Source organism: Streptomyces sp. NPDC054757 (genome assembly GCF_053612185.1).
In genome coordinates this window covers 120,641-143,701 of sequence record NZ_JBSHBW010000004.1, presented here as the reverse complement: position 1 = coordinate 143,701, position 23,061 = coordinate 120,641, and the positions used below count along the sequence as shown (strand labels likewise).

The following is a 23,061-nucleotide window of genomic DNA, read 5'->3' as shown; positions in this document are numbered from 1 at the left end:
ACGCAGGGAGCAGCGCGTGGAGCGCACGATCCGGTTTTCCAGAACGCTGCTGAACGGGCAACTTTCCTCATCGCTCTCCCAAGATTCTTCCATCCCAGCGTTCGATGACCCCATGGGAACGGGGGCCGATGGCCCGCTCCGCCGTGTCATGCGAAGGGGGCGCCCGCAGCAGCCACATCGCCCGCCGGGCAGCCCCTTCCAGGGCCGTGCCCTGGGTGACGCTTCCGGTGCGACAGGACACCCTTGTACCCGTGTTCTCCTCGGGCGAACGGCCTGAACGGCCTCAAGAACCAGTGCGATGCGGCCTGCCGGGCGCCTCGTGGAGGCGGTTCGCGGGAACAGGTGAGGCGGTTCGCGGGAACAGGAGCGTCATGGCCAGGGCGTACAAGCAAGCAGACCGGCTCGGCAAGGCTCTCTCCCGCATCTGCGGGGGCCAGCAGGCATGCGCCGAAATGTACGGGGCAGGCGTTCAACCACGGTGCCGTTGAGGGTCCCAGGCCGCTTCACAGGGTGCGGGTCCAGTAGCCACCGTCGAAGCATGGTGATGAGCATGAGCCCCCTGACCCCGGGTCGTTGTTTCGCCCGTGGCCGCTGATATCTGGCGTCACGGAGTCGACCGAGCCCGAGGAGGACAAATGTCTCTGCCCGTCCATGAGCAGTCCCTGTGTGACTCCATCGAGCAACGCCTGACGAGGTGCGAGCCCCGCCTCCATCGGCGCCTGGCCACGATGGGAACCCGCCAGGACCGGCTCCGGGCCTGCCCGGCCCGGTGGAAGCAGCACGCCCTCCTCCCCCGTACGGCGTTGCTGGTCAGCTCAGCGGTCTTCGGGAGCACCGCCGTGATCTGCGGGTTCGTGACCTCTGCCCCGGACTGGATCACACCGGTCACAGCAGCACTGTCCCTGACGCTCCTCATACGTTTCTTCGTCCTGTCCGCCCCGGGATCCGGTCTGTCACGTTCCCGCCGCAGCCACGCCTCGCGCTGAGCGCGGTCACGACACGGAGCACACCGAAACGGGTAGGAAAACGGAGAGCACCATGACGTCGACGAACCACACACCGTACGGCGCCACCGGAGCTGTGGCGGCGCACCCAGGGCGACCCGTGAGCGACTACACCGCACTGTCCCGCCAGGTCAGGAGCGCTGGACTGCTCCGCCGTCATCCGCTGCGCAGCGCCCTCAGGCTGACAGGGACAGGACTGCTGACGGCCTTCAGCTGGATGCTTCTCGTCGCGGTCGGAGACTCCTGGTGGCAGCTCGCGGTGGCTGTCCTGCTGGCCTTCGCCTTCACCCAGTGCGCCTTCCGTGGCCACGAGGCCGGCCACCGTCAGCTCTTCGCCAGCCGGCGGGCCTGCGACTGGACCGGGCTGGTCTTCGGGAACCTGTTGATCGGGCTGGGCTTCGGCTGGTGGCTGGACAAACACAACCGGCACCACGCGCACCCCAACCAGGTCGACCGCGACCCGGACGTCGCCACCGGCGCCCTGGTCTTCATCCCGGGCGACGCCAACGGCCGATACCGGCTCAGGGGCTGGTGGACCCGCCATCAGGCCGGCTTCTTCTTCCCGCTGCTGCTGATGGAAGGGTGGAACCTGCACATGGCCTCCGCCCGCGCCCTCCGGCACCGGCACCCCGGCGCGCCGGCGCCGGCGGTCGTCGAGGCCACCCTGCTCTTCACCCATGCTGCTGCATACGTCACCGCGCTGGCCCTGGTCCTCTCTCCGGGCAAGCTGGTGGTGTTCGTCCTCCTCCAACAGGGCCTGTTCGGGCTGTACATGGGAGCCTCGTTCGCTCCCAACCACAAGGGCATGCCGATGCCCGCAGCCCGGGACACACTCGACTTCCTGCGCAGCCAGGTCCTCACCTCACGCAACGTACGCGGCGGCCGCGTCACCGCGTTCCTGCTGGGCAGCCTGAACTACCAGATCGAGCACCACCTGTTTCCCAGCATGCCCACGCAGACCCTGCCACGCGCACAGGTCCTGGTGCGCGAGCACTGCCGCACACTGGGACTGCCCTACACCGAGACCGGAATCTTCGACTCCTACCGACAAGCACTGGAACACCTCCACGCGGTCGGCACCGGCACACCGCCCCCAGCCACCGAAGAGGTCTGACGGCCCTGCCCCCCGTAGAGACTGGGCGGCGACGTCTGTCGAGCGGGGCCTTCGCGGCCCACGGGTGGCTCCAGCGAGCAAATGGGTTCAGCCTGGGAAGTGGACAAAACGCATACCTTCGGAGCGCGTCATGATCGTGATCCTCGGACTCATCCTGCTGATCCTGGCCGTAATCGTCGCGGTGGCCGCGATTGTCGGCAACGTGGGCAGCGCACACGAACTCACACAGGCGTTCAAAGTATTCGGCTACCACATGACAGGCTCAACCGGCCTGCTCTTCCTCTACGGCGTCATCGTCGGCGCAGTGGCCCTGCTCGGACTGAGCATGCTCCTGGGTGGTTTGCGCCGGACCTCTCGCCGTAAGAACGCCGCCCGTCGGGGACTCAAGGAATCGCGACGTGAGACTTCCGCGGCACGCCAGGACCGCGACGAACTGATCGACCGCATCGACCAACAGAACACGGTCGGTGCACATGCGGCCGGCAGCCGGAGGGACGTCGGCACAGCACGCGATGACCGTTCTCCCGCCAGGGAAGACGCCCAGGCTCACCGGCATCATCGGCACCTGTTCGGGCGCAGGCCCGCTCACCGCTAAAAGGGTCTGCGGTGGCCGGACGGCCAGCTGAGTGCGCGGACGGGCTACCACCGTCACCCCGACAGCGAGGGGTCGGCACAAACATCCTGGCCGACGGCTACGAGACACGAGCCGCCGCAGCTCTCAACAACGCGCTGCAGATCCCCAAGTGGCTGGAAACTGCCGGGAACTGTGGTGAAGGCCCCCGCCACACTGACGGCCATTCGGCCCGCCCACCGGCAAGTGCGGCATTGGCTCGCAGGGGTGCGGGCATGTCGGGGCGCCCACTTCGCTTGCGACGCGGTGCGGCCGTGACCGTTCAGTGCCGCGTACTTGCCAGCCTGGGCAGCTGCCGTCACCGGGCGGCCTACCACGGGTACGGGGACTGGGCTGGTACGCACATCGAGTCGCACCGCGGGCCGTCCGGAGCCGGAGGCCAGCAGACAAGAGAAAGCCCCAGGTCAGATACGTTCCTACCTGGCGCCCCACAGAGCCCCCTATCGGATTCGAACCGATGACCTACGCCTTACAAGGGCGTTCGGTTCCGGTGGCCCGGGATGGCCGACGGGGCCGACCGTGTGTCACTCATCGAAGCCCAGCAGAACTACCGGGAATTCGGCGCCTGCAACTACCCCGGCTGACAGCACGTACGACCGCTGGCGGCCGACGAGCCGCGTGACCCGGGAGGCCGCGCACGACATGCCTGCCACATTCGCAGAACAGCAGTCGCCAGGTTGGAGGGTCTCCGGCCCTTGGGCGACTTCGAACATGCGGGGTTCCCCACCACAAGCTGTCCCGACATGATGAGCCAGTGAAGGACGTAGTGATTCCTCTCGTACTCGCTGTAATCGGGTTAGCCGCAACTGGACTGGGTGCCGTTGTTGGAGCACGAGCAGCCAGGTTCGGCGCCGAGAAGAGCGCCGAGGCTGTCCGAAGACAGGTGCAAGACCAGGGCTCCGTTGAACATGCTCATTGGCTGAGGCAGCAACGCTTCAGCACCTATGAAACCTTCCTCGAAGCCTGGGACGAGTGCCTGCGTATCACCCAAGCATCCGCAGAAGCTGACGCCCCGGACCCGACGGGCCTAGAGGCTCTTCGCTTGGCCGCAGACCGCATGGCGGAGCGCGCACGACGCATCGCGATCTTGGGTCCCCCAGACGTCACCCATGCAGCTGAGTCTCTGACGGAGACGATGCAGGAAGACGTCAAAGTCACCCTCCGGTTCATCGAAGTGGCCCGAACCGCGGTAACGGAGGTTGACAGGCGCCCTGTGTCCACTGAAGCGATGGCTGAGGCAACAGAGGAATACCGGGGCTCGTGTCCCGGTGGCCGACTGGCGTCGGCCAGATACTGCTGGGTGAGCAGCACGAAGGGCCGCTCGGGCATCGCCCCTCGTGCGATCCGCGCCTCGGTGTGCCGGACGTCCCCCAGCGTGCCTCCCCAGTGCACGGTCCCGGCGCGCCGGCAGTCCTGCGCGGTCCAGGGAATACCGCCCTCCACGGCGAGATGGACGGTGAAAGCGGCCGACCCGAGCGTGCTGGCTCATCAGTGTCAGGTCCGGAAGAACGCCGTCGAGCCAACCGATCTCGCCATCTGCGTGGATTCACTGTCCATGCTCCCGCAGCGCCGCTGTCGGCTCGACCGCCACGACGCAGTGTCCACGCGCCGCCAACGCAGCGGCATGGCGCGCCGCTTATCTCCGTCAACGTGCAAGCGGCGGTGAGTGGTTCCGTCGGAAAGCAATCACCCCGGTAACTGAGCAGCCGAACTCAATCCCTTCATACGCGTGTTCCTGATGAGGCATCAGGCCGACGTGGCCCACGATCACGTGGCCAGCGGTCACGTGCCCCGCACAGAGCCCCGGCCGATGCCGCATCGCTGTTCGAGTACTGGCTCGGCCATGTACCGTCTGAGATCACTTCCGGCGGCGAGCGACGAGGAATGGAGCGGCCTGTGCGCAGTGCGCGCGATCGGATCGACACGTCAACGGCTCACTCCGCCCGGGTGTACGACTACATCCTGGGCGGCAAGGACCACTACCTCGTCGATGCCGAGGCGGGCGACGCCATGTGCCGACACTGGCCGGCGCTGCCGGTACACATGGGCGAGAACCGTCGGTTCATGCACCGCGCCGGGCGTTACCTCGCCCAGGAGCGGGGCATCCGGCAGTTCCTCGACATCGGCACCGGCCTTCCCACCGCGCCGAACCTGCATGAGGTGGTGCAGCAGGTGGCGCCGGAGTCGCATGTGGTCTACGTCGACAACGACCCCATCGTCCTCGCCCACGCCCGGGCCCTTCTGGAGAGCACCCCGGAAGGCGCGACCGCCTATGTCGACGCCGACATGCTCGACCCCGACGCCATTCTGGGCAGCCGGGAGTTCCACGAACTGCTCGATCTGAACGAGCCGGTGGGCCTGATGATCATCGGGATCCTCCACTTCATCCCGTCGCCGGAGGACCGGCGCCTGGTGCAGCAGCTGATCGACCCCCTGCCGTCGGGCAGCTACCTGGCGATGACGATCGGGACCGCCGACTTCGCACCCGAGGAGGTCGGGCGGGTGGCCGAGGAGTACGCCCAGCAGGGCATGCCCATGGTGCTGCGCGACCTGCCCACCGCCACCTCGTTCTTCGACGGAATGGAACTGGTCGGCCCCGGCGTCACCCAGGTCCACAAGTGGCGGCCCGGGCCCGAGCAGGACGGCATCGACGACGCGGCCATCGCCATGTACGGAGCGGTAGCCCGCAAGCTCTGAGAAAGTGGTGGCCGCTCCACAGCTCCGCCCACCGCTACCGATGCCGCGCCGCCCCTGCCCGTACCCGGTCTGTCAGCACTTGCCCCCTCCGAACCAGCGGCCCACTGAGACGCCCCCAGCGAAGGCCGTGCCTGCCTCGCCCATGACGGGAGTTGTCGCTGAAGGAGTGCCGGTCGGCGGTGAGCCAAGTGGTACCGCCGGTGGATCAGAACCCGGTCTTGCAAGGAGCGGCGCCTCCTCGGATCGCTGTTCCCCCGGCACGGGCCACCAGGTGGTTCGACTCGGTTCCGCGAAGGGGCGGCGGGCATCGCTGCATCCGTACCGCGCACCCCTGGGAACGGTACGGTGCGCTCCTCCTGTCCTGATGCGCCCCCCTCGCACTCCCCGGCTTCCCGTAGCCCACACCGGTCGAGCCGCCTGGATGCGGAGGCCAGAAGAACAGGAAAAACCCCAGGTCAGATGCGTTCCGACCTGGGGTCCCACAGAGCCCCCTATCGGATTCGAACCGATGACCTACGCATTACAAGTGCGTTGCTCTGGCCAGCTGAGCTAAGGAGGCGCGTCGGAGCATTCTAACCGCAGTGCGGAGGTGGCCACGTCCCGAATTTGCCTGGTCCGGAACTACTGACAGACCGCAGACCGCCAGGTAGCGTCTCATCGCAGTTCACCCGTGTGGACTACACCACTCACCTTTACTCGGATCGTCCGGCACGTTCCTGCCGGTGAAGGAGCGCACGCTCATGGCAACAGTCACGTTCGACAAGGCCACCCGGATATACCCCGGATCCACCAAGCCCGCCGTGGACGCGCTGGAGATCGATGTCGAGGACGGCGAGTTCCTCGTCCTCGTCGGCCCCTCCGGCTGCGGAAAGTCGACCTCCCTGCGCATGCTCGCGGGTCTTGAGGACGTCAACGGCGGCGCGATCCGTATCGGTGAGCGTGACGTCACGCACCTTCCGCCGAAGGACCGGGACATCGCGATGGTGTTCCAGAACTACGCGCTGTACCCGCACATGACCGTCGCGGACAACATGGGCTTCGCCCTCAAGATCGCCGGTATCAACAAGACCGAGATCCGCGCCAAGGTCGAAGAGGCCGCGAAGATCCTCGACCTCACCGACTACCTGGACCGCAAGCCGAAGGCGCTCTCCGGTGGTCAGCGCCAGCGTGTCGCGATGGGCCGCGCCATCGTCCGTGAGCCGCAGGTCTTCCTCATGGACGAGCCGCTGTCGAACCTCGACGCCAAGCTCCGTGTCTCGACCCGTACGCAGATCGCGTCGCTCCAGCGCCGCCTCGGCATCACCACCGTCTACGTCACGCACGACCAGGTCGAGGCCATGACCATGGGTGACCGCGTCGTGGTGCTCAAGGACGGTCTGCTCCAGCAGATTGACTCCCCGCGCAACATGTACGACCGCCCCAGCAACCTCTTCGTCGCCGGCTTCATCGGCTCCCCGGCCATGAACCTGGTCGAGGTCCCGATCACCGACGGCGGCGTGAAGTTCGGCAACAGCGTCGTCCCGGTCTCCCGCGAGGCGCTGGCCGCCGCGTCCGAGAAGGGCGACACCACCGTCACGGTCGGCGTCCGCCCCGAGCACTTCGAGGTCGTCGAGCACGACGAGGTCCCGAAGTCCCTCGCCAAGGACAGCGCCGACGCCCCGGCCGGTCTGGCCGTCGCCGTGAACGTCGTCGAGGAGCTCGGCGCCGACGGTTACGTGTACGGCTCCGCCGAGGTGAACGGCACCGACAAGGAGCTCGTGGTCCGGGTCAACGGCCGCAAGGTCCCGGACAAGGGCACCAAGCTCCACGTCGTCCCGCGCACCGGCGAGATCCACGTCTTCTCGACGTCGACCGGCGAGCGCCTCAGCGACTGACGCTCCCCGCACCGTCGTACCGCGGCCCTGCACCTCCCACCGGGAGTGCGGGGCCGCGGTACGTTCCCGGCCAACACCCCGGCAGAGCGGGCATTTCGGAGCGGACCGTCAACGCCTGATTCGAAAAGCAAACTCGAACCATCCCCCGCACGAGTGACTAAATGTCGCCAAATCATCACCGGCCGCTACGCTCCACAGCGTGACCCACACAGCCCGCCGAATCGGCCGAACTCTCGCACTCGTCCTGCCCGTCGTCCTGGTTCTCTCCGGGACGCTCGCGGTCACCCGCGTCCCGTGGGCAGGCACTTCCAACGGCTCGCAGATGCTGACCGCCTCCACCAAGGAGGTCTCCGTGCGCGCCAAGACCCGTACGCCGCAGGACGTGCTGCGCGACAAGCTCCTCACCGAACTCCAGGAGAAGGATCCGGGTACGGCGCTGACGCATCTCCAGCGCGAGGTCGAGAGCCGGCCGTCCCTGGCGAGCCACTGCATGTCGATCGCCCGCTCGCTGGGCCGCGCCGCCGTGGAGCGGTACGGGCCGACGCGCGCCCAGTCGTTCTCCCGCCCGGTCTGCGACACCTCCTTCGCGTACGGGGTCGCACACCAGCACTGACAACAGACCCGGCCTGGTCACGTGACCAGTGCCGCGGCAGGCACCGGCGTCCATGCGGCGCACCAGGTCGTAGGGTGCGCCTCATGACGACGACCGCTGATCCTCACGTCCACGCCCTGCCCACGCAGGCCGTGGTGCTCGCGGGCGGCCAGGGCTCCCGGCTGCGCCCGTACACCGACGACCGGCCCAAGCCGATGGTCGAGATCCCGGGCACCGGTACGCCGATCATCGGCCACCAGCTGGCCTGGCTCGCGTCCGAGGGTGTCACCGACGCCGTCATCTCCTGCGGTCATCTCGCCGAGGTGCTCCAGGAGTGGCTGGAGTCCGCCGAGTTGCCCCTGCGGGTCACCACCGTCGTCGAGCCGGAACCGCTCGGCCGCGGCGGCGGTCTCAAGTACGCCGCCGCCCATCTGCCCCAGGCCGACCGGCCCTGGTACGCGACGAACGGCGACATCTGGACGCGCTTCTCACTGCGCGAGATGGCCGCGTTCCACACCGAGCGCGGCGCCGTCGCCACCCTCGCGCTCGCCCGCCCGCGGATCCCGTGGGGCGCGGTCGAGACGGACCGGTTCGGGCACGTACTCGACTTCATCGAGGCACCCCCGTCGCCGTATCTCATCAACGCGGGCATCTACGTGTTCTCGGCGGGCTTCACCGAGCTTCTCCCGGACCGCGGCGACCATGAGCGGTCCACCTTCCCGCGGCTCGCCCGTGAGCGCCGGCTGGCCGGTTACCCGCTGCCGCACGGCGCGTACTGGCGGGCCATCGACACCGCCAAGGACCTCACGGAGGCGGCGAAGGAACTCGGCAGCCCCAATTGACCCCGACCGACTCCAACTGACTCCAACTGAGCTGGGCTGCCGCACAGTTGAGGGCGCGGGCACCGGTACGGATATGGGCGCCGGGAGCGGGCGCGGGCACGCGAGAGGGGCGACCGCTCCCGGCGATCGCCCCTCCACTCTGCCGCGCCCGATCCCGGCGCCCAGCGCCTCCGTCAGCCGAGAAGCCCCCCGATGGGGTTCTTGTTGCTGCCTCCGCCGGACGAGCCGCCCTCGCCGCCGCCCGACGTACCGGAGCCGCCGCCGGTGCTCCCGCCGCCCGTGCTCGTACCGCCCGATGCCGTGGGGCCCGCGCTGGTCGCCGCGGGGGGCGGCGGGGCCTGCTGCTGCTGTCGCTGCGACGGCTGCTGCTGACCGGTGCCCTGGGTCTCGCTGGGCTGCTGCCGGCCCGTGGAGCCGGCCGTCGCGCTCTGCCGGACCGCGCCGGGCGTCGACTGATGCGCCGACGGGCGGGCCGCGCCGCTCGCGGACGGGGCGGGCGCGTGCGAGGTGCGCTGCTGCGACGGGCTGCCCGACGCGCCGGGCTCCTGCGGCAGCGGCTGTCCCGGGAGCCGGTTGGTGGGATCGGTGTTCGGACCCGGTACGGTCACGACCTGGGCGGACCGCACCGCACCGCCGAGCACCGCACCGATGACGAGGGTCAGCCCCACGACCAGCGAGGCGACGACCGCGCCGCGCCGCAGCACCCGCCGCCGCAGCTCGGCCAGTTCGGAGCGCGGGCCGAGCGTGCGCCAGGCCTCGCCCGCGAGGCGGCTGTCGACCGAGTAGACCGGGGCGCCCGCGATGATCAGCGGCGACCAGGCGGCGAGATAGATGATGTCCGGTGCGTCGTACACCGGGACGGTCCGCCAGCTGACCGTGACGACGAGCGCCGCGGAGAGCAGTGCGCCGACGACGGCCGCGACCCGCTGCCAGAGCCCGAGCACGGTCAGCACACCGACGACCACCTGAAGGAACGCGATGGTCAGCCCGGCGCCCACCGGATGCGACAGCGCGAAGTCCCGGAGCGGGCCCGCCAGGGCCCAAGGGTGGAGCGAGTGCAGCCACTTGACCATGGAGCCGCGCTCGCCGCCGTCGAAGTAGACGGGGTCGCAGAGCTTGCCCATGCCGGCGTACATCGAGATGAACCCGAGGAAGACCCGGAGCGGGAGCAGCACCACGCCGAGGTTCATCCGGCGGTCGGGGTAGTAGGCGTGCCGGATGCCGTCCGCGCCGGACCGCTTGGTCTCCGTACGGGACCCCTCGCCGTCCGGGCCGTACCCCAGGCCGTCGTCGAACGCGTCGTCCTCGGTTGCGGTGCCGTCGTACGGGGTACCGGAGAACCGCTCCTGGTCGTCGTACGCGCCGACGGCCTCGCGCATCCTGGGCAGGAGTTGTGTGCCGGGGCCCTCCCCCCCGGGGCCGCCGCGCGGGGGGCCGTCCGCTCCGTCGACTCCGACGCGCGGGATGACCTGGGTCGCTCCGGCGTCATGGCCGGACGCGTAACCGACCTCCTGTACGCCGGAGTTCCGCACGGCCTGGAGGAGTCTGATGGCCCCGGTGTCGTCGGGGGCGGACTTCCCGCTCCACACGACGGGGGCCCGGCGCCGCCCGCGCGCGCCGGCGACCGCGGGGATACGTGCCGTGTCTCTCAGGCCCGAACCGGCGGGCCGCACAATCGAGTTCGGTGCGAGCTGCACCCGGAAGCTGGCGTGGTTGACGACGACCTGTGCGGGATCGCACGGCACCTTGACCATGCTCAGCGCGGGCAGGTCGTCGAACCCGGGTGTTCTGGTGTCCACGCTCATCTAACCGAGTGACACAGGTTTAGGACACTGCCTTGACACCCCGGATCTGTCCGCGACCCGTCAACAGGCCCTGCCCGTAAGGCGAACCGCCACCCGGCACGCCGCCCACGGGTTCCGGCACCCGCCCCTCACCAGCGGCAACCGCGCCGACCGGGTGGATCACACCCACGGAAACGGACCGGTTCACCCACGGAAACGGCCCGGTGCGCCCCGCCCGCCGGACGGGCCGTGCGCCACCGGGCCGCGTACTTCCCGCTCCGGGTCAGCCCCGCAGGACCCGCTCCCGGTCAGGCGCGGCGGACCCACACCCGGACAGGACCACCGGCGCGCCCCGGTCAGGCGCCCCCGTCAGGCGCGCCGGCGCGCCGCCTCGTACAGGACGATGCCCGCCGCCACCCCCGCGTTCAGCGACTCGGCGCCGCCCGGCATCGGGATCCGTACCCGGTAGTCACAGGTCTCGCCGACGAGCCGGCCGAGGCCCTTGCCCTCGCTGCCGATGACCACGACGACCGGGCCGCCCAGCGCCTCCAGGTCCTGCACCTCGTGCTCGCCGTCCGCCGCGAGGCCGACGACCGTGATGCCGGCCTTCTGGTAGCCCTCAAGCGCCCGCGTCAGGTTGGTGACCCGGGAGACCGGCGTACGCGCGGCCGTGCCCGCCGAGGACTTCCAGGCGCCCGCCGTCATCCCGGCCGCACGGCGCTCGGGGACGACCACGCCGTGGCCGCCGAACGCTGAGACCGACCGGACGATCGCACCCAGGTTCCGCGGGTCCGTCACGCCGTCGAGCGCGACGATCAGCGGGTCCTCGTGCGCGTCGTACGCGGCGGCGGTGAGGTCCTCGGGGTGCGCGTACTCGTACGGCGGGACCTGGAGGACGAGGCCCTGGTGGTTCAGGCCGTTCGTCATCCGGTCCAGCTCCGGGCGCGGGGCCTCCATCAGGTTGATGTTGCCGCGCTGCCCGGCGAGCTGGAGCGCCTCGCGGACCCGCTCGTCGTTGTCGATGTACTGCTGGACGTACAGGGTCACCGCCGGGACGCCGTCGCGCAGCGCCTCGTAGACCGGGTTCCGCCCGACGACCATCTCGGACGTGCCCTTGACGCCGCCCCGGCGGGGCGCGGGGCGGCGGGCCGCGGCCTGCCGCGCCTGGGCGCCCGCGATGCGGTTCTTCTTGTGCCCCTTGCGGGCGGACGCGGGCGGCGTCGGGCCCTTCCCCTCCAGGCCGCGGCGTCGCTGGCCCCCGCTGCCGACCTGCGCGCCCTTCTTGTTGGACGTGCGGCGGTTCCTGCGCTGGCTGTTCCCGGCCATGACGTACCTGTTTCTCTGCTGCTCAGTACGGACTACGCGTACGTACTACGTATAGGAAAGTGTGCCGCGAACGGCTGCGGGGCGCTCACCGCGGGCCGAGGGTCCACCGGGGACCGTTCGGCCCGTCCTCGATGACCAGGCCGGACTGCTGGAGCTGGTCACGGATCGAGTCCGCGGTGGCCCAGTCCTTGCGGGACCTGGCGGCCTCCCGCTGTTCGAGTACGAGCCGGACGAGCGTGTCGACCGCCCCGTGCAGGTCCTCGCCGCGGTCCCCCTCGCCCGCCCACTGCTCGTCGAGCGGGTCGAGGCCGAGGACGCCGAGCATCGCCCGCACCTCGGCCAGTCTGGCGACGGCGGCTTCCTTGTCGTCGGCGGCCAGTGCCGAGTTCCCCTGGCGGACCGTGGTGTGCACGATCGCGAGCGCCTGCGGCACACCCATGTCGTCGTCCATCGCCTCGGCGAAGGCGGGCGGCACCTCGGCGGCCGGGGCCACCGGCCCGCCGGCCTTCTCGATCACCCGCTGGACGAATCCCTCGATACGGGCGAAAGCGGACTCGGCCTCCCGCAGGGCCTCCTCGCTGTACTCGATCATCGACCGGTAGTGCGGGGTGCCCAGGTAGTAGCGCAGGACGATGGGGCGCCACTGCTTGACCATCTCGCTGACCAGCACGGAGTTCCCCAGCGACTTGGACATCTTCTCGCCGCTCATGGTGACCCAGGCGTTGTGCAGCCAGTAGGCCGCGAAGTCGTCGCCGTACGCCTTGGACTGCGCGATCTCGTTCTCGTGGTGCGGGAAGATCAGGTCGATCCCGCCGCCGTGGATGTCGAAGGCGCGGCCCAGGTACTTGTGGGCCATCGCCGAGCACTCCAGGTGCCAGCCGGGCCTGCCGGGGCCCCACGGGGTCTCCCAGGAGGGCTCACCGGGCTTGACCGACTTCCACATCGCGAAGTCACGCGGATCGCGCTTGCCGGTCACACCGTCCTCGGCGGGCTGGCGCAGGCCGTCCAGGTCCTGGTTGGAGAGCTGGAGGTAGTCGCCGTACGAACGCACGTCGAAGTAGACGTTGCCATCGGCCTCGTAGGCGTGGCCGCGCTCGATGAGGACGCGCATCATCTCGATCATCTCGGTCATATGACCGGTGGCACGCGGCTCGTAGGTGACCGGCAGGCAGCCGAGCACGTCGTATCCGGTGTTGAACGCGCGTTCGTTCTCGTAGCCGATCGCCCACCAGGGGCGGTTCTGCTCCGCCGCCTTCTTGATGATCTTGTCGTCGATGTCCGTGACGTTCCGGATGAAGGTGACCTCGTAGCCGCGGTACGCGAACCAGCGGCGCATGATGTCGAAGTTCAGCCCGGACCTGATGTGCCCGATGTGCGGGGCCGCCTGCACCGTGGCGCCGCAGAGGTAGATCGAGACACAGCCCGCGGTGAGCGGGACGAAGTCGCGGATCTGCCGGGCGCTGGTGTCGTACAGGCGAATAGTCACTGCACCAGGGTAGTGGCCCCATACCAGTGCCCCGCGACCCTTTGGGCAACGGGGCAGGGAAGTGTGACGCAACAGTGCCCCGGGGCCGCCGTCACAACGCCCCGGAGCCGCCGTCACAGCACCCCGGGGCCCCGCCCGGCGGCCGGTGGACGACCGCCTGGGCGGGGGCCGGGCCGGGGCCGGGCGGGCGGGGCGCTGTCGGTGGAATCGGCGGCCTCAGATGCTGCCGACGACCTTGCGCGGGGTGATCCTCACGACGACCCGGGTGGCGTCGTTGACGGAGTCCGGGTTGAACTCCGCGTACCGCTTGCCCTGGTACTTCAGCGCCAGCTGGTCGATCAGCTCCTGGCCGCCCTCGGTGGTGACGGTCGCGGTGCCCCGGATCTCGGCGTACGAGTAGGGGTTGTCGGCGGGCTGCACCAGGACGGTGACACGGGGGTCGCGGCGCAGGTTCTTCTCCTTGCGGCGGTCGACCGTGGTCGAGAACAGGACGTCGTCGCCGTCGCGGCTCACCCAGACCGGGCTCACCTGGGGGCTGCCGTCGGGCTGGATGGTGGCGATGTTGACGAAGACGGGGCTGTCGAGGAGTTCCTTGAGCTTGTCGCTGAGTACGGCAGACACGGGCTTGGCCTCCGGGTTGCTGAACGGATGCGGAAGGGGACTGCGGAACGGATGCGAACGCGGTCACGGGGACGCGCCCTCATCCCTACCCCAACCGCGCGGCCCTGTCCCGGCTTCCCGCCCACGCCGCCCGCATGCATACGGGCCGGCCCGCGCGCCCTTGCGCACGCACCGGCCCGCGCGTCCTTACGCCCCCACGTCCTTACGTAGGGACCACCTGCTCGTCACGTACGGACCACCAGCGCTGTCGCGATGGCCGCCAGTCCTTCGCCGCGGCCGGTGAAGCCGAGCCCGTCGCTGGTGGCCGCGGAGACCGAGACGGGCGCGCCGACAGCGCCCGAGAGGACCTGCTGCGCCTCGTCCCTGCGCTTGCCGATCTTCGGCCGGCCGCCGACCACCTGGACGGCCACATTGCCGATGGTAAACCCCTCGGCACGGACGATTCTGGCGGCCTCGGTGAGCAGCGTGAGGCCGGAGGCCCCGGACCACTCGGGCCGGCCGGTGCCGAAGTGGGCGCCGAGGTCACCGATCCCGGCGGCGGAGAAGAGCGCGTTGCAGGCGGCGTGCGCGACCACGTCCGCGTCCGAGTGCCCGGCCAGGCCGGGGCCCTCGCCCTCCCACCGGAGGCCGGCGCACCAGAGTTCGCGGCCCTCCGCGAAGGCGTGGATGTCGGTGCCGATACCGACCTGCGGCATCACCACCGGCACCGGCGCCGACACCGGCGCCACGGGCTGCGCCGAGGGCTGCTCGGGTACCGGCTGGTCGCGGCCGGGCTGGTCGCGGCCGGACTGCTCGTGTCCCGACTGCTCGTGGTCAGAAGCCACTGTTGATCCTCCTACGGGCGAGAACCGCCTCGGCCAGGACCAGGTCCAGCGGCCTGGTCACCTTGAACGCCTCTTCGTGTCCGGGTACGACCACGACCCGTACCCCGAGCTGCTCGACCATGCTCGCGTCGTCCGTGACGTCGTGGGTGACCGTGGCGTGTGCGCGGGCGAGCAGCGCGCGGTCGAAGCCCTGCGGAGTCTGCACGGCACGCAGCAGGGCCCGCGCCAGGGTGGCGACGACCGGTTCGGGGCCGCCGTCCGTCCGTGGCTCGACCTCTTTGACGGTGTCGGAGAGCGGCAGAGCGGGCACGACCGCCGGGGCGCCGTCCCGTACCGCCGCGACCACCGCGTCCACGGTGTCGACGGGTACGAGCGGGCGGGCCGCGTCGTGCACGAGTACCGCGGTGACGCTCTCGGGGAGTACGCCGATCCCGAGGCGGACGGACTCCTGACGGGTGTCGCCGCCGGGTACGACCAGGAGTTCGGTGCCCGGCGGGCAGGGATATTCGGCCAGCAGGGCCTCGACCCCGGCGGCGCCGTCCGGCGGGGCCACGACGACCACGAGCGAGACGGCACGCGATCCGGCCATCGCCCTGACGGCGTGGACCAGCATCGGGGTTCCGTTGAGAGTGCGGAGCGCCTTGGGGGCTCCGGGGCCGAGCCGGACACCGCGGCCGGCGGCGGGAATCACCGCGGCGGTGGTGTGGCCGGAACCGGACGGAACGGCGGCTCGGGATCGGGCAGGGGAGCTGCCTGGGGACGGGGCCCCGGGCTCGTCTGACATCGGTTGCGCGTTCAGGGTTTGTGTCCTCAGCCGACGTGGGTATGGCCTGGGGGTGCCCCCGACCGTAGGTTGGGGGAGTGCCGGGCGCGACGCCCTGACCGGCCCCTTCCGTGACGACTGGTCGAGTCGGCATCCCGGGCCCGGCACACCAGAGGCCGTACGGAAAATGTGCGGGAAAAAACATGCCGTAGCGCCCGGCGACACACGGAGGCATCTCCATGTGCTCAGCGGGCACCACGGCATTCAAAGCATCGAGCAGGTGAAACGGTTCGAGCGGTCGAGCAGTGATCGAACCAGTCGAGCAGCGGTCAAGCGCCGAGCAGCGATCAGGCGGGGTCGATCAGATCCACCGGGCCCGGCGGATCTGACGGATCCAGCGCCTCAGGACGCGAGGACCTCGTCGAGCAGAGCCTCGGCCTTGTCTTCGTTGGTGTTCTCCGCGAGAGCGAGTTCACTCACCAGGATCTGGCGGGCCTTGGCGAGCATGCGCTTCTCACCAGCGGAAAGTCCGCGCTCACGCTCACGACGCCACAGGTCACGGACCACTTCGGCCACCTTGATGACGTCGCCGGAGGCGAGTTTCTCAAGATTCGCCTTGTAGCGACGGGACCAGTTCGTGGGCTCTTCGGCATACGGTGCACGCAGCACCTCGAAGACCCGGTCCAGCCCTTCCTGACCAACCACGTCACGCACGCCTACGAACTCCGCATTGTCCGCCGGCACGCGCACAGTCAAGTCGCCCTGGGCGACCTTGAGCACCAAGTAGGTCTTGTCCACGCCTTTGATCTGACGAGTTTCGATAGCCTCGATCAGCGCGGCCCCGTGATGGGGATAGACCACGGTGTCGCCAACCTTGAACGTCATGTGACAGGTACCCCTTCCGTGGCTATCCAGTCTAACACGAGAACTGCTTCTACTGAATGACGTTTTCGCAGGTCAGGGCATATCTCGGGGCTTGACAACAGCAACACGAACGTGCTGCGGACAGCTCCCGCGAGACGGTATTCGCAGGTCGGAGCGGCTCTGCACACGGAGAGAAACGTGGGCGCCACGGGCATCCGAAGCCTTCCCGCAGGTGGCAAACATCCCGATTTGCCGCATTCGAAACGGTGAACTTCGCGGCGTCAGTTCGGATGTCGATCACCCATACGGCCGCAATCAGGAATTGATCACTGTGCGCCGGAAGAGGGTTTTCCGTATGGAATAAGCGTCGATCGGGAGTTGGCCGAGAGCGGCAGAAGAAATTGATCACTCGCGATATGTGAACGGCGTACGAAGTCTTCGGATCAAGCGGCCCGCGCGCTTACGCCGGGCACCGGGAGCGGCCGCGGGGCGGGTCGGGTGCGGGGCCGTGACGAGGGCTCGGTAACCTGAGGCCGCTGACACACCCTTAGGGAGGCTTTACCCCCTCCCGACCCCTTGTCCGTCCTGTCCGTACGTCCTAGGAGAAGCCGCCGCCGTGAGCAGCAGCCTTCGACGCGGCGTCCTCGCCGCTTCTGCCATCGTGGTCTCGATCGCCGCCCTGTCCGCCTGTGGCGCGGGCACCAACGCGGCGTCGATCGAGGTCAAGCCGGACAACGCCGCTACGTCGGTCGGTGTCATCCGCGTCCAGAACGCGACGGTGATCACCCAGCCGAAGGCCACGGTCAAGGGCCCCGCCGTCATCTCGGCGACCCTCTTCAACAACGGTGACACGAGCCAGACGCTCCAGAACGTCAAGCTCGCGGGCTCCAGCTCCACGGTGAAGCTCACCCCGGCCACGGGCAAGGGACCGCTCTCGGTGCCGGCGCACGGCTCGGTCATCATCGGGGGCAAGAACAACGCCGTCGCCGTGCTCACCGACGGCCGCGCCGCCGCCAACGGCTCCACGCAGAACCTGGTCTTCCAGTTCAGCGAGACCGGCCGTGTCGCGCTCAACGCGCTCGTCGTCCCGGCCACCAGCTACTTCCACGGCTTCGGCCCGAGCAGCCTGCCCTCGACGCCGGCCTCCCCCTCGGGCCAGGCCACGCCCGGCGGCAAGAACACCCCGGGCGGCAACGAGACGCCCGGCGGCAAGAACACCCCCGGCGGGAAGAACACCCCGGGCGGCAAGACAACTCCCGGCGGCAACGAGACGCCGGGCGGTTCCACCACGGGCAACACGCCGAGCAGCTGAACCGCGTCAGCACCAGTTCGTACAAGCTCATACACGCTCCTACACGGGCGAGCGCACAACGGGTGTGCCCCACCGGAAAGCCCGACTCCGGTGGGGCACACCCGTTCCGTATGTACAGAGCCACGAGCCGCACATGTACGGAGCCGCGCATGTACGGAGCCGATGTACGGCGTGATGTGCGTAGGGCCCTGCCGTTTACGGCTCGAACTTGTAGCCCAGGCCCCGCACCGTCACCAGATACCGGGGCGCGCCCGGGTCCGGCTCGATCTTGGCGCGCAGGCGCTTCACATGGACGTCGAGGGTCTTGGTGTCCCCCACGTAGTCCGCGCCCCAGACCCGGTCGATCAGCTGCATCCGGGTCAGCACCCGGCCCGCGTTCCTGAGCAGCATCTCCAGCAGGTCGAACTCCTTGAGCGGCAGATCGACCTTGGCGCCCGACACCGTCACGACGTGGCGGTCCACATCCATCCGGACCGGGCCGGCCTCCAGCGCCGCCGGGGAGACCTCCTCGGGCTCACCACGGCGGCGCAGCACCGCGCGGATACGGGCGACCAGTTCCCGTGACGAGAAGGGCTTGGTGACGTAGTCGTCGGCTCCTATTTCGAGGCCGACCACCTTGTCGATCTCGCTGTCCTTGGCGGTCACCATGATCACCGGGACATTGGAGCGGCCGCGCAGTTGGCGGCACACCTCGGTGCCGGGCAGGCCCGGCAGCATCAGGTCGAGCAGGACGAGGTCGGCACCGTTGCGCTCGAATTCGTCGAGTCCGTCCGGGCCGGTGGCCGCGATGGCGACCTCGAACCCTTCTTTACGGAGCATGTAGGACAGGGCGTCGCTGAAGGATTCCTCATCCTCGACGACAAGCACTCGGGTCACGGAAGGACCTCCGGGGCAGGAATGGGTTCAGAGGACAGGAGGGTCGCGAACGGCTGGACGCCGTCATCGCCGGCAGCATCGGTGGGACCGGCGGCGGGGGGAAGTGCAGGAGCGGTGGGGCCGGCAGGGCCGGTGGAACTCGCAGGGCCCGTGGGGCCGGCAGAGCTCGCGGGGCCAGTGGGGCCGGTGGGACTGGCGGGATCGGCGAGATCCGTGGGGTCGGCGGACCCGGTACGTCCGGCGGAGTCGGCAGGCCCGGTGGAGTCGGCAGGCCCGGGGGGCTGCTGCTGCGGGTCGGCGGCGTGCGCCGGATCCCTAAGGCCGCCGCGCCGGTCGCGTGCGGAACCGGCTTCCGGCAGCCGCAGCGTGAAGGTGGAGCCCTGGCCCTCCGAGCTCCACACCGTGACCTCCCCGCCGTGCGAGGCGGCCACATGTTTGACGATGGCGAGGCCCAGACCGGTGCCGCCGGTGGCGCGCGAGCGGGCCGGGTCCACACGGTAGAAGCGCTCGAAGATCCGCTCGCGGTCCTTCTCGGTGATACCGAGGCCCTGGTCGGTGACGGCGATCTCGATGAGTCCCCCGGAGCCGAAAGCCTGGGAGGTGCCCCCTCCGCCGGGCGCGGAGGCACGGCGGGCCGCGATGCCGACCCGGGTGCGGGCCGGTGAGTAGTTGACCGCGTTCTCCACGAGGTTTCCCAGCGCGGCGGCGAGCTGGGAACGGTTGCCCCACACATGGAGGTCGGCCGTGCCACCCGCCGCCATGGTGATCTGCTTGGTGCCCGCCTGGTGACGGCAGCGGTCGATGGCCTCGGCCACCAGGACGTCGACCCGGACCGGCTCGGCGTCCTCCAGCGGGTCGTCGTTCTGGACCCGGGAGAGGTCGATCAGCTCCTGGACCAGATTGGTGAGGCGGGTGGCCTCCGTCTGCATCCGGCCCGCGAACCGGGTGACCGCCTCGGGGTCGTCGGATGCGCCCATGACCGCCTCGGAGAGCAGCGAGAGCGCCCCGACCGGGGTCTTCAGCTCATGGCTGACGTTCGCGACGAAGTCGCGCCGTACGGCCTCGATGCGCCGCGCCTCGGTGAGGTCCTCGACCAGCAGCAGCACCAGCCGGGAGCCGAGCGGCGCGACCCGGGCGGAGACCGCCAGCGCCTCGCCACGGCCGGTGCCCCGGCGGGGAAGGTCCAGCTCGACCTGTCGTATCTCCCCGTCACGACGGGTGTCCCTGGCCATGTGCAGCATGGGCTCCACGGCCAGCTTTCCGCCCCTGACAAGCCCCAGGGCGTACGCCGCCGAGCTGGCCTTGACCACCGAGTCGCTCTCGTCGAGCACCACGGCGGACGAGCTGAGCACGGAGAGGACGGTGTCCACGCCGGGCGGCAGCACATCGCCGGTGTGCAGGGAGGTCCGGGTGGGGCGTGCCAGCTCGCGCTCGCTCCAGCGGAACGCCAGCACGCCGATGACACCGGTGCACAGCCCGGCGATCGCGCTTGCTGCGGCGACCGCCGCGTTCACGTCCATGTGTCCAGGTTATGCGGCCCCACCGACACACCCCCAGCCATACGAGGGCCTGCTCGAACGTTCGTCGCCCAGAGTTCACCGAGGGGATAGGGCCGGTTCACTTGACAGGGCGGAAACGGACGCGTGGCCCACCGACCGTGGAGACAACGGAGGCGGACACCCGTCGGGCGCCTCCGGGCCGTGACGGCCGGAACGGTCCGGACCACCCGACCGGACCACCGAACCGGCTCACCGGACCGGACCAGCCGGACCATCTGGACGAGAGCTGCACTAGAGAGGGACTCCCATGCGGGACGCGTACCACGAGGAACTGGACTCGATCGGCGAGGGCCTGGTCGAAATGGCCCGGCTCGTCGGTTCGGCGATCGGCCGGGCCACGACCGCGATGCTGGACGCCGATCTGAAGCTCGCCGAGAGCGTGATCGCAGCCGATCAGAAGGTCGACGACCTTCAGCACGACCTCGAAGCACGGGCCATCGCCCTGCTCGCCAGGCAGCAGCCCGTCGCCACCGATCTGCGCATCGTGGTCACCTCGCTGCGGATGAGCGCCGACCTGGAGCGCTCGGGCGATCTTGCCCAGCATGTCGCGAAGCTCACCCGGCTCCGTTACCCGGACCGTGCCGTTCCGCATGATCTGCACGCCACGATCCTGGAGATGGGACAGCTCGCGCAGCGGCTGATGGCGAAGGCGGCCGAGGTCATCATCACGATGGACGTCGATCTGGCGCTCCAGCTGGAGACGGACGACGACGAGATGGACCTGCTGCACCGGACCCTCTTCCAGCACCTGATGGACGACCGGTGGAAGCACGGCATCGAGACGGCGGTCGACGTGACGCTGCTGGGCCGCTACTACGAGCGCTTCGCCGACCACGCGGTCTCGGTGGCCAAGCGGGTGGTCTATCTGGTGACAGGGGAGCACGCCGACGAGATCCAGTCCGCTCCCCCGCAGGTCGAGGGGGCGTGAACGGCGCGCTTGCGCGCATGCGCCGTTGATGCGCCCCGCCCGGGTGGGTATGGGATGGCGGAGGCAGTACGTCCTCGCATGCCGAGCAGGAGGAAATCATGGCCGATTCCCCCGTCACCGACCCTCAGCAGGAAGCCCCGATCGAAGTGCACCATCTGCGCGTTCTCGGCGCCTGCGGCTGCGGCTCGGGCTGCGGCTGCGGCTGCCAGTCCGGCGCTCCGTGCCAGTGCGGCGGCTGCCAGGGCTGACGCGGAACGCTCCTTACGACAGCGAGGGCCCCGTCCCCCACCGGTTGCGGTGGCGGAGGCGGGGCCCTCGTCGTACTGCGGGGCTCTCGTCGTGCTGCGGGGACCCCGCAGTCGGTCGCGTTCCGGTCAGCCGCGTTCCAGGTAGGCGCGCCTGCGGCGGACGAACAGCACTCCGCCGACAGCGGTGAGCACAGCGGCCGCACCTCCCATCAGCGCGACCTGGTCCCCGGTGTCGGCCAGCTCACCACCACCGCCGTGGCTGCCGCCGCTGCCGTAGGCGCCGCCGTGGCTGCCGCCGCTGCCGTAGGCGCCACTGTCATCGCCGCCATCGGTGCCGCCACCGGACCCGCCACCGGCGCCGCCGTTGCTGCCACCGTCGGTACCGCCTGTGCCGCCCCCTGTGTCGCCTCCCGTGCCACCGCCGGTGGTGGTGGGCGTCGGGGTCGGGCTCTCACTCTCCGATGAGGTGGGACTCGGTGTAGGGGGCGGGGCCGGGGTACCGGAATCGCTGTCCGATGGGGACGGTGAAGGGTGCGGGGTGGGCGAGCCGGTGTCCGTCGGTGAGGGCGAGGGGGTCGGCGACTCCGTGCCCGTCGGCGAAGGCGACGGAGAGGGCGGCTCCGTGTCCGTCGGCGAAGGCGAAGGCATCGGCGACTCCGTCTCCGTGGGCGAAGGAGTGGGCGAGCCGGTGTCCGTAGGTGACGGGGACGGTGAATCCGATTCCGTAGGTGAGGGCGAGGGTGACGGGGACTCAGTTCCCGTATCCGTAGGAGAAGGAGAGGGAGAAGGCGACTCCGGGCCGCACCGGGCGTGCACCTCCCCCAGCCGGGCGCCGGCGATCGGCCCGTCGTAGACCACCTCGCCCTCCGGGTCGCGCAGCGCCCCCGACACCTTCACGTCGAACCACGCCTCGGCCTCGTACGCCCCCGGCGTCTGGACCTCGTCGGCCGGTACGACGTGCTGAGTGAAGGTCACCCGCAACGTATTGACGCCCAGCGTGTCCGGCTCGCCCAACTCCGCCCCACTGACCTGGAGTTCCGTGGTGCCGACGCCGACGCGGTGGCCCAGGATCCCGATCTGCTGGCCGTCCGTGTGCGCGTATCCGAGGGCGTACGGGCCGTACGGCGGCGGGGTGCACTCCGCGTACGTGTTCAGGGAGCCGACCGAGCCGGCGGGCGGCGTCGTGATGAGGTCCGCGTCCCGCAGCCTCACCTCGATCCCGGCCGCGTCGACCTTCGCGTAGTGCTTCGCGTCGGCGTTCGAGGTCACCACGGCATGGGTGCCGTCCTTGTAGTGGGCGAGCACACCGTCCGGGTCGGAGAAGTCGCCGGTGTCCTCACCGCCGTTCAGCGGCGGTGAGCCGGCCGTTCCGTAGGTACCGTCGAAGGCCTCGGTATGGAGTGCCGGGACGCGGGAGATGTTCAGGTGGACGAGCTCGGCACTGGTCGTTCCCGGCGTTCCCGGCGGAGCGGCACCGGCCCGGTCGGCAGCGGAGTACATGAGCAGCACCCCGGCCAGCGCCGCCGCCGTAGTGGACGCGGCCACGACGGTGGGGACGGACCGGGCAGAGATCCGCTTTGTTCCTTCTCTCGTCATAAGAGACGCATATCGCAAAAAAAGCCGACCACCCGCGAGGACGCCGCAGGCAGGGGCCTCGTCCGCACGGAATTACTTCTTCTGCCGGGGGCCCGGCTCGATTCCGGCCGCGCGGCGGCT

The 23,061-nt window shown here is 69.8% G+C and carries 20 protein-coding genes, 2 tRNA genes and 1 pseudogene; 11 read left to right on the top strand and 12 right to left on the bottom strand.

Features of this window, described 5'->3' with window-relative positions; translation table 11 throughout:
• Positions 1-635 precede the first annotated feature (635 nt).
• The 3 genes from ACWGKJ_RS07635 to ACWGKJ_RS07625 all read left to right on the top strand — a co-directional run bounded on the left by ACWGKJ_RS07635 (position 636) and on the right by ACWGKJ_RS07625 (position 2,713).
• The gene (locus ACWGKJ_RS07635) at positions 636-986 is read left to right on the top strand and encodes a DUF3040 domain-containing protein (protein ID WP_385024821.1); all 351 of its coding nucleotides are present in this window, start codon (positions 636-638) and stop codon (positions 984-986) included.
• A gap of 52 nt (positions 987-1,038) precedes the next feature.
• Complete coding sequence (locus ACWGKJ_RS07630; protein WP_385024825.1) at positions 1,039-2,118, top strand: fatty acid desaturase family protein; 1,080 nt, start codon at positions 1,039-1,041, stop codon at positions 2,116-2,118.
• Between the two features lie 130 nt (positions 2,119-2,248).
• Positions 2,249-2,713, top strand: a complete 465-nt coding sequence (locus ACWGKJ_RS07625) for a hypothetical protein (RefSeq protein ID WP_385024828.1) — start codon at positions 2,249-2,251, stop codon at positions 2,711-2,713.
• A gap of 470 nt (positions 2,714-3,183) precedes the next feature.
• Here the strand turns inward: ACWGKJ_RS07625 and ACWGKJ_RS07620 are convergent.
• Positions 3,184-3,263, bottom strand: a tRNA-Thr gene (locus ACWGKJ_RS07620).
• Between ACWGKJ_RS07620 and ACWGKJ_RS07615 the strand changes: the two are divergent.
• Together ACWGKJ_RS07615 and ACWGKJ_RS07610 are read left to right on the top strand one after the other, a co-directional pair.
• Positions 3,238-3,333: pseudogene (locus ACWGKJ_RS07615) on the top strand (CPCC family cysteine-rich protein); the annotation flags it as partial. The gene ACWGKJ_RS07620 and the pseudogene ACWGKJ_RS07615 overlap by 26 nt on opposite strands.
• Before the next feature lie 1,312 nt (positions 3,334-4,645).
• Complete coding sequence (locus ACWGKJ_RS07610) at positions 4,646-5,446, top strand: SAM-dependent methyltransferase (protein ID WP_453315686.1); 801 nt, start codon at positions 4,646-4,648, stop codon at positions 5,444-5,446.
• 485 nt (positions 5,447-5,931) lie between these two features.
• Here the strand turns inward: ACWGKJ_RS07610 and ACWGKJ_RS07605 are convergent.
• Positions 5,932-6,005: transfer RNA gene (locus ACWGKJ_RS07605), tRNA-Thr, on the bottom strand.
• A gap of 181 nt (positions 6,006-6,186) precedes the next feature.
• On the opposite strand from ACWGKJ_RS07605, the gene ACWGKJ_RS07600 reads away from it, so the two are divergent.
• From ACWGKJ_RS07600 to ACWGKJ_RS07590, 3 genes are all read left to right on the top strand, one after another.
• Positions 6,187-7,320 (top strand): ABC transporter ATP-binding protein, encoded by a 1,134-nt coding sequence (locus tag ACWGKJ_RS07600; RefSeq protein ID WP_385024834.1) that lies wholly within the window; start codon positions 6,187-6,189, stop codon positions 7,318-7,320.
• Between the two features lie 199 nt (positions 7,321-7,519).
• Entirely contained in the window at positions 7,520-7,933 is a 414-nt protein-coding gene (locus tag ACWGKJ_RS07595; protein WP_385024837.1) for a hypothetical protein, read from the top strand.
• Between the two features lie 83 nt (positions 7,934-8,016).
• A complete protein-coding gene (locus ACWGKJ_RS07590) occupies positions 8,017-8,754 on the top strand; it encodes a nucleotidyltransferase family protein (RefSeq protein WP_385024840.1) in 738 nt (245 codons plus the stop codon).
• Positions 8,755-8,927: 173 nt separating this feature from the next.
• Here the strand turns inward: ACWGKJ_RS07590 and ACWGKJ_RS07585 are convergent, their stop codons facing one another.
• The 7 genes from ACWGKJ_RS07585 to ACWGKJ_RS07555 all read right to left on the bottom strand — a co-directional run bounded on the left by ACWGKJ_RS07585 (position 8,928) and on the right by ACWGKJ_RS07555 (position 16,443).
• Positions 8,928-10,559, bottom strand: a complete 1,632-nt coding sequence (locus ACWGKJ_RS07585; protein WP_385021110.1) for a DoxX family membrane protein — start codon at positions 10,557-10,559, stop codon at positions 8,928-8,930.
• Positions 10,560-10,907: 348 nt separating this feature from the next.
• The gene (rlmB, locus tag ACWGKJ_RS07580; protein WP_385021113.1) at positions 10,908-11,864 is read right to left on the bottom strand and encodes a 23S rRNA (guanosine(2251)-2'-O)-methyltransferase RlmB; all 957 of its coding nucleotides are present in this window, start codon (positions 11,862-11,864) and stop codon (positions 10,908-10,910) included.
• Positions 11,865-11,949: 85 nt separating this feature from the next.
• Complete coding sequence (gene cysS, locus ACWGKJ_RS07575; protein WP_385021116.1) at positions 11,950-13,350, bottom strand: cysteine--tRNA ligase; 1,401 nt, start codon at positions 13,348-13,350, stop codon at positions 11,950-11,952.
• 216 nt (positions 13,351-13,566) lie between these two features.
• A complete protein-coding gene (locus ACWGKJ_RS07570) occupies positions 13,567-13,971 on the bottom strand; it encodes a PPOX class F420-dependent oxidoreductase (protein WP_385021119.1) in 405 nt (134 codons plus the stop codon).
• Between the two features lie 224 nt (positions 13,972-14,195).
• The gene (gene ispF / locus ACWGKJ_RS07565; protein ID WP_385021349.1) at positions 14,196-14,666 is read right to left on the bottom strand and encodes a 2-C-methyl-D-erythritol 2,4-cyclodiphosphate synthase; all 471 of its coding nucleotides are present in this window, start codon (positions 14,664-14,666) and stop codon (positions 14,196-14,198) included.
• A 118-nt stretch (positions 14,667-14,784) separates the two neighbouring features.
• Positions 14,785-15,579: a 2-C-methyl-D-erythritol 4-phosphate cytidylyltransferase gene (gene ispD, locus ACWGKJ_RS07560; protein WP_385021122.1), complete on the bottom strand. Its 795-nt coding sequence runs from the start codon at positions 15,577-15,579 to the stop codon at positions 14,785-14,787.
• Positions 15,580-15,960: 381 nt separating this feature from the next.
• On the bottom strand, positions 15,961-16,443 hold the full coding sequence (locus ACWGKJ_RS07555) for a CarD family transcriptional regulator (protein ID WP_006380568.1): 483 nt from the start codon (positions 16,441-16,443) through the stop codon (positions 15,961-15,963).
• Positions 16,444-17,038: 595 nt separating this feature from the next.
• Here ACWGKJ_RS07555 and ACWGKJ_RS07550 point away from each other — a divergent pair.
• Complete coding sequence (locus ACWGKJ_RS07550; RefSeq protein WP_385021125.1) at positions 17,039-17,734, top strand: DUF461 domain-containing protein; 696 nt, start codon at positions 17,039-17,041, stop codon at positions 17,732-17,734.
• A gap of 195 nt (positions 17,735-17,929) precedes the next feature.
• Here the strand turns inward: ACWGKJ_RS07550 and ACWGKJ_RS07545 are convergent, their stop codons facing one another.
• Positions 17,930-18,610 carry a response regulator transcription factor gene (locus ACWGKJ_RS07545; RefSeq protein WP_102918029.1) on the bottom strand — a complete coding sequence of 227 codons (681 nt, stop codon included), beginning with the start codon at positions 18,608-18,610 and terminating at the stop codon, positions 17,930-17,932.
• A complete protein-coding gene (locus ACWGKJ_RS07540; RefSeq protein WP_385021130.1) occupies positions 18,607-20,130 on the bottom strand; it encodes a sensor histidine kinase in 1,524 nt (507 codons plus the stop codon). The genes ACWGKJ_RS07545 and ACWGKJ_RS07540 overlap by 4 nt, the downstream gene beginning before the upstream one ends.
• Before the next feature lie 286 nt (positions 20,131-20,416).
• On the opposite strand from ACWGKJ_RS07540, the gene phoU reads away from it, so the two are divergent.
• Together phoU and ACWGKJ_RS07530 are read left to right on the top strand one after the other, a co-directional pair.
• On the top strand, positions 20,417-21,097 hold the full coding sequence (phoU, locus tag ACWGKJ_RS07535) for a phosphate signaling complex protein PhoU (protein ID WP_385021133.1): 681 nt from the start codon (positions 20,417-20,419) through the stop codon (positions 21,095-21,097).
• Between the two features lie 98 nt (positions 21,098-21,195).
• Complete coding sequence (locus ACWGKJ_RS07530; RefSeq protein ID WP_385021136.1) at positions 21,196-21,345, top strand: hypothetical protein; 150 nt, start codon at positions 21,196-21,198, stop codon at positions 21,343-21,345.
• A 126-nt stretch (positions 21,346-21,471) separates the two neighbouring features.
• Here the strand turns inward: ACWGKJ_RS07530 and ACWGKJ_RS07525 are convergent, their stop codons facing one another.
• A complete protein-coding gene (locus ACWGKJ_RS07525) occupies positions 21,472-22,941 on the bottom strand; it encodes an LPXTG cell wall anchor domain-containing protein (protein WP_385021139.1) in 1,470 nt (489 codons plus the stop codon).
• Positions 22,942-23,061: the final 120 nt, after the last annotated feature.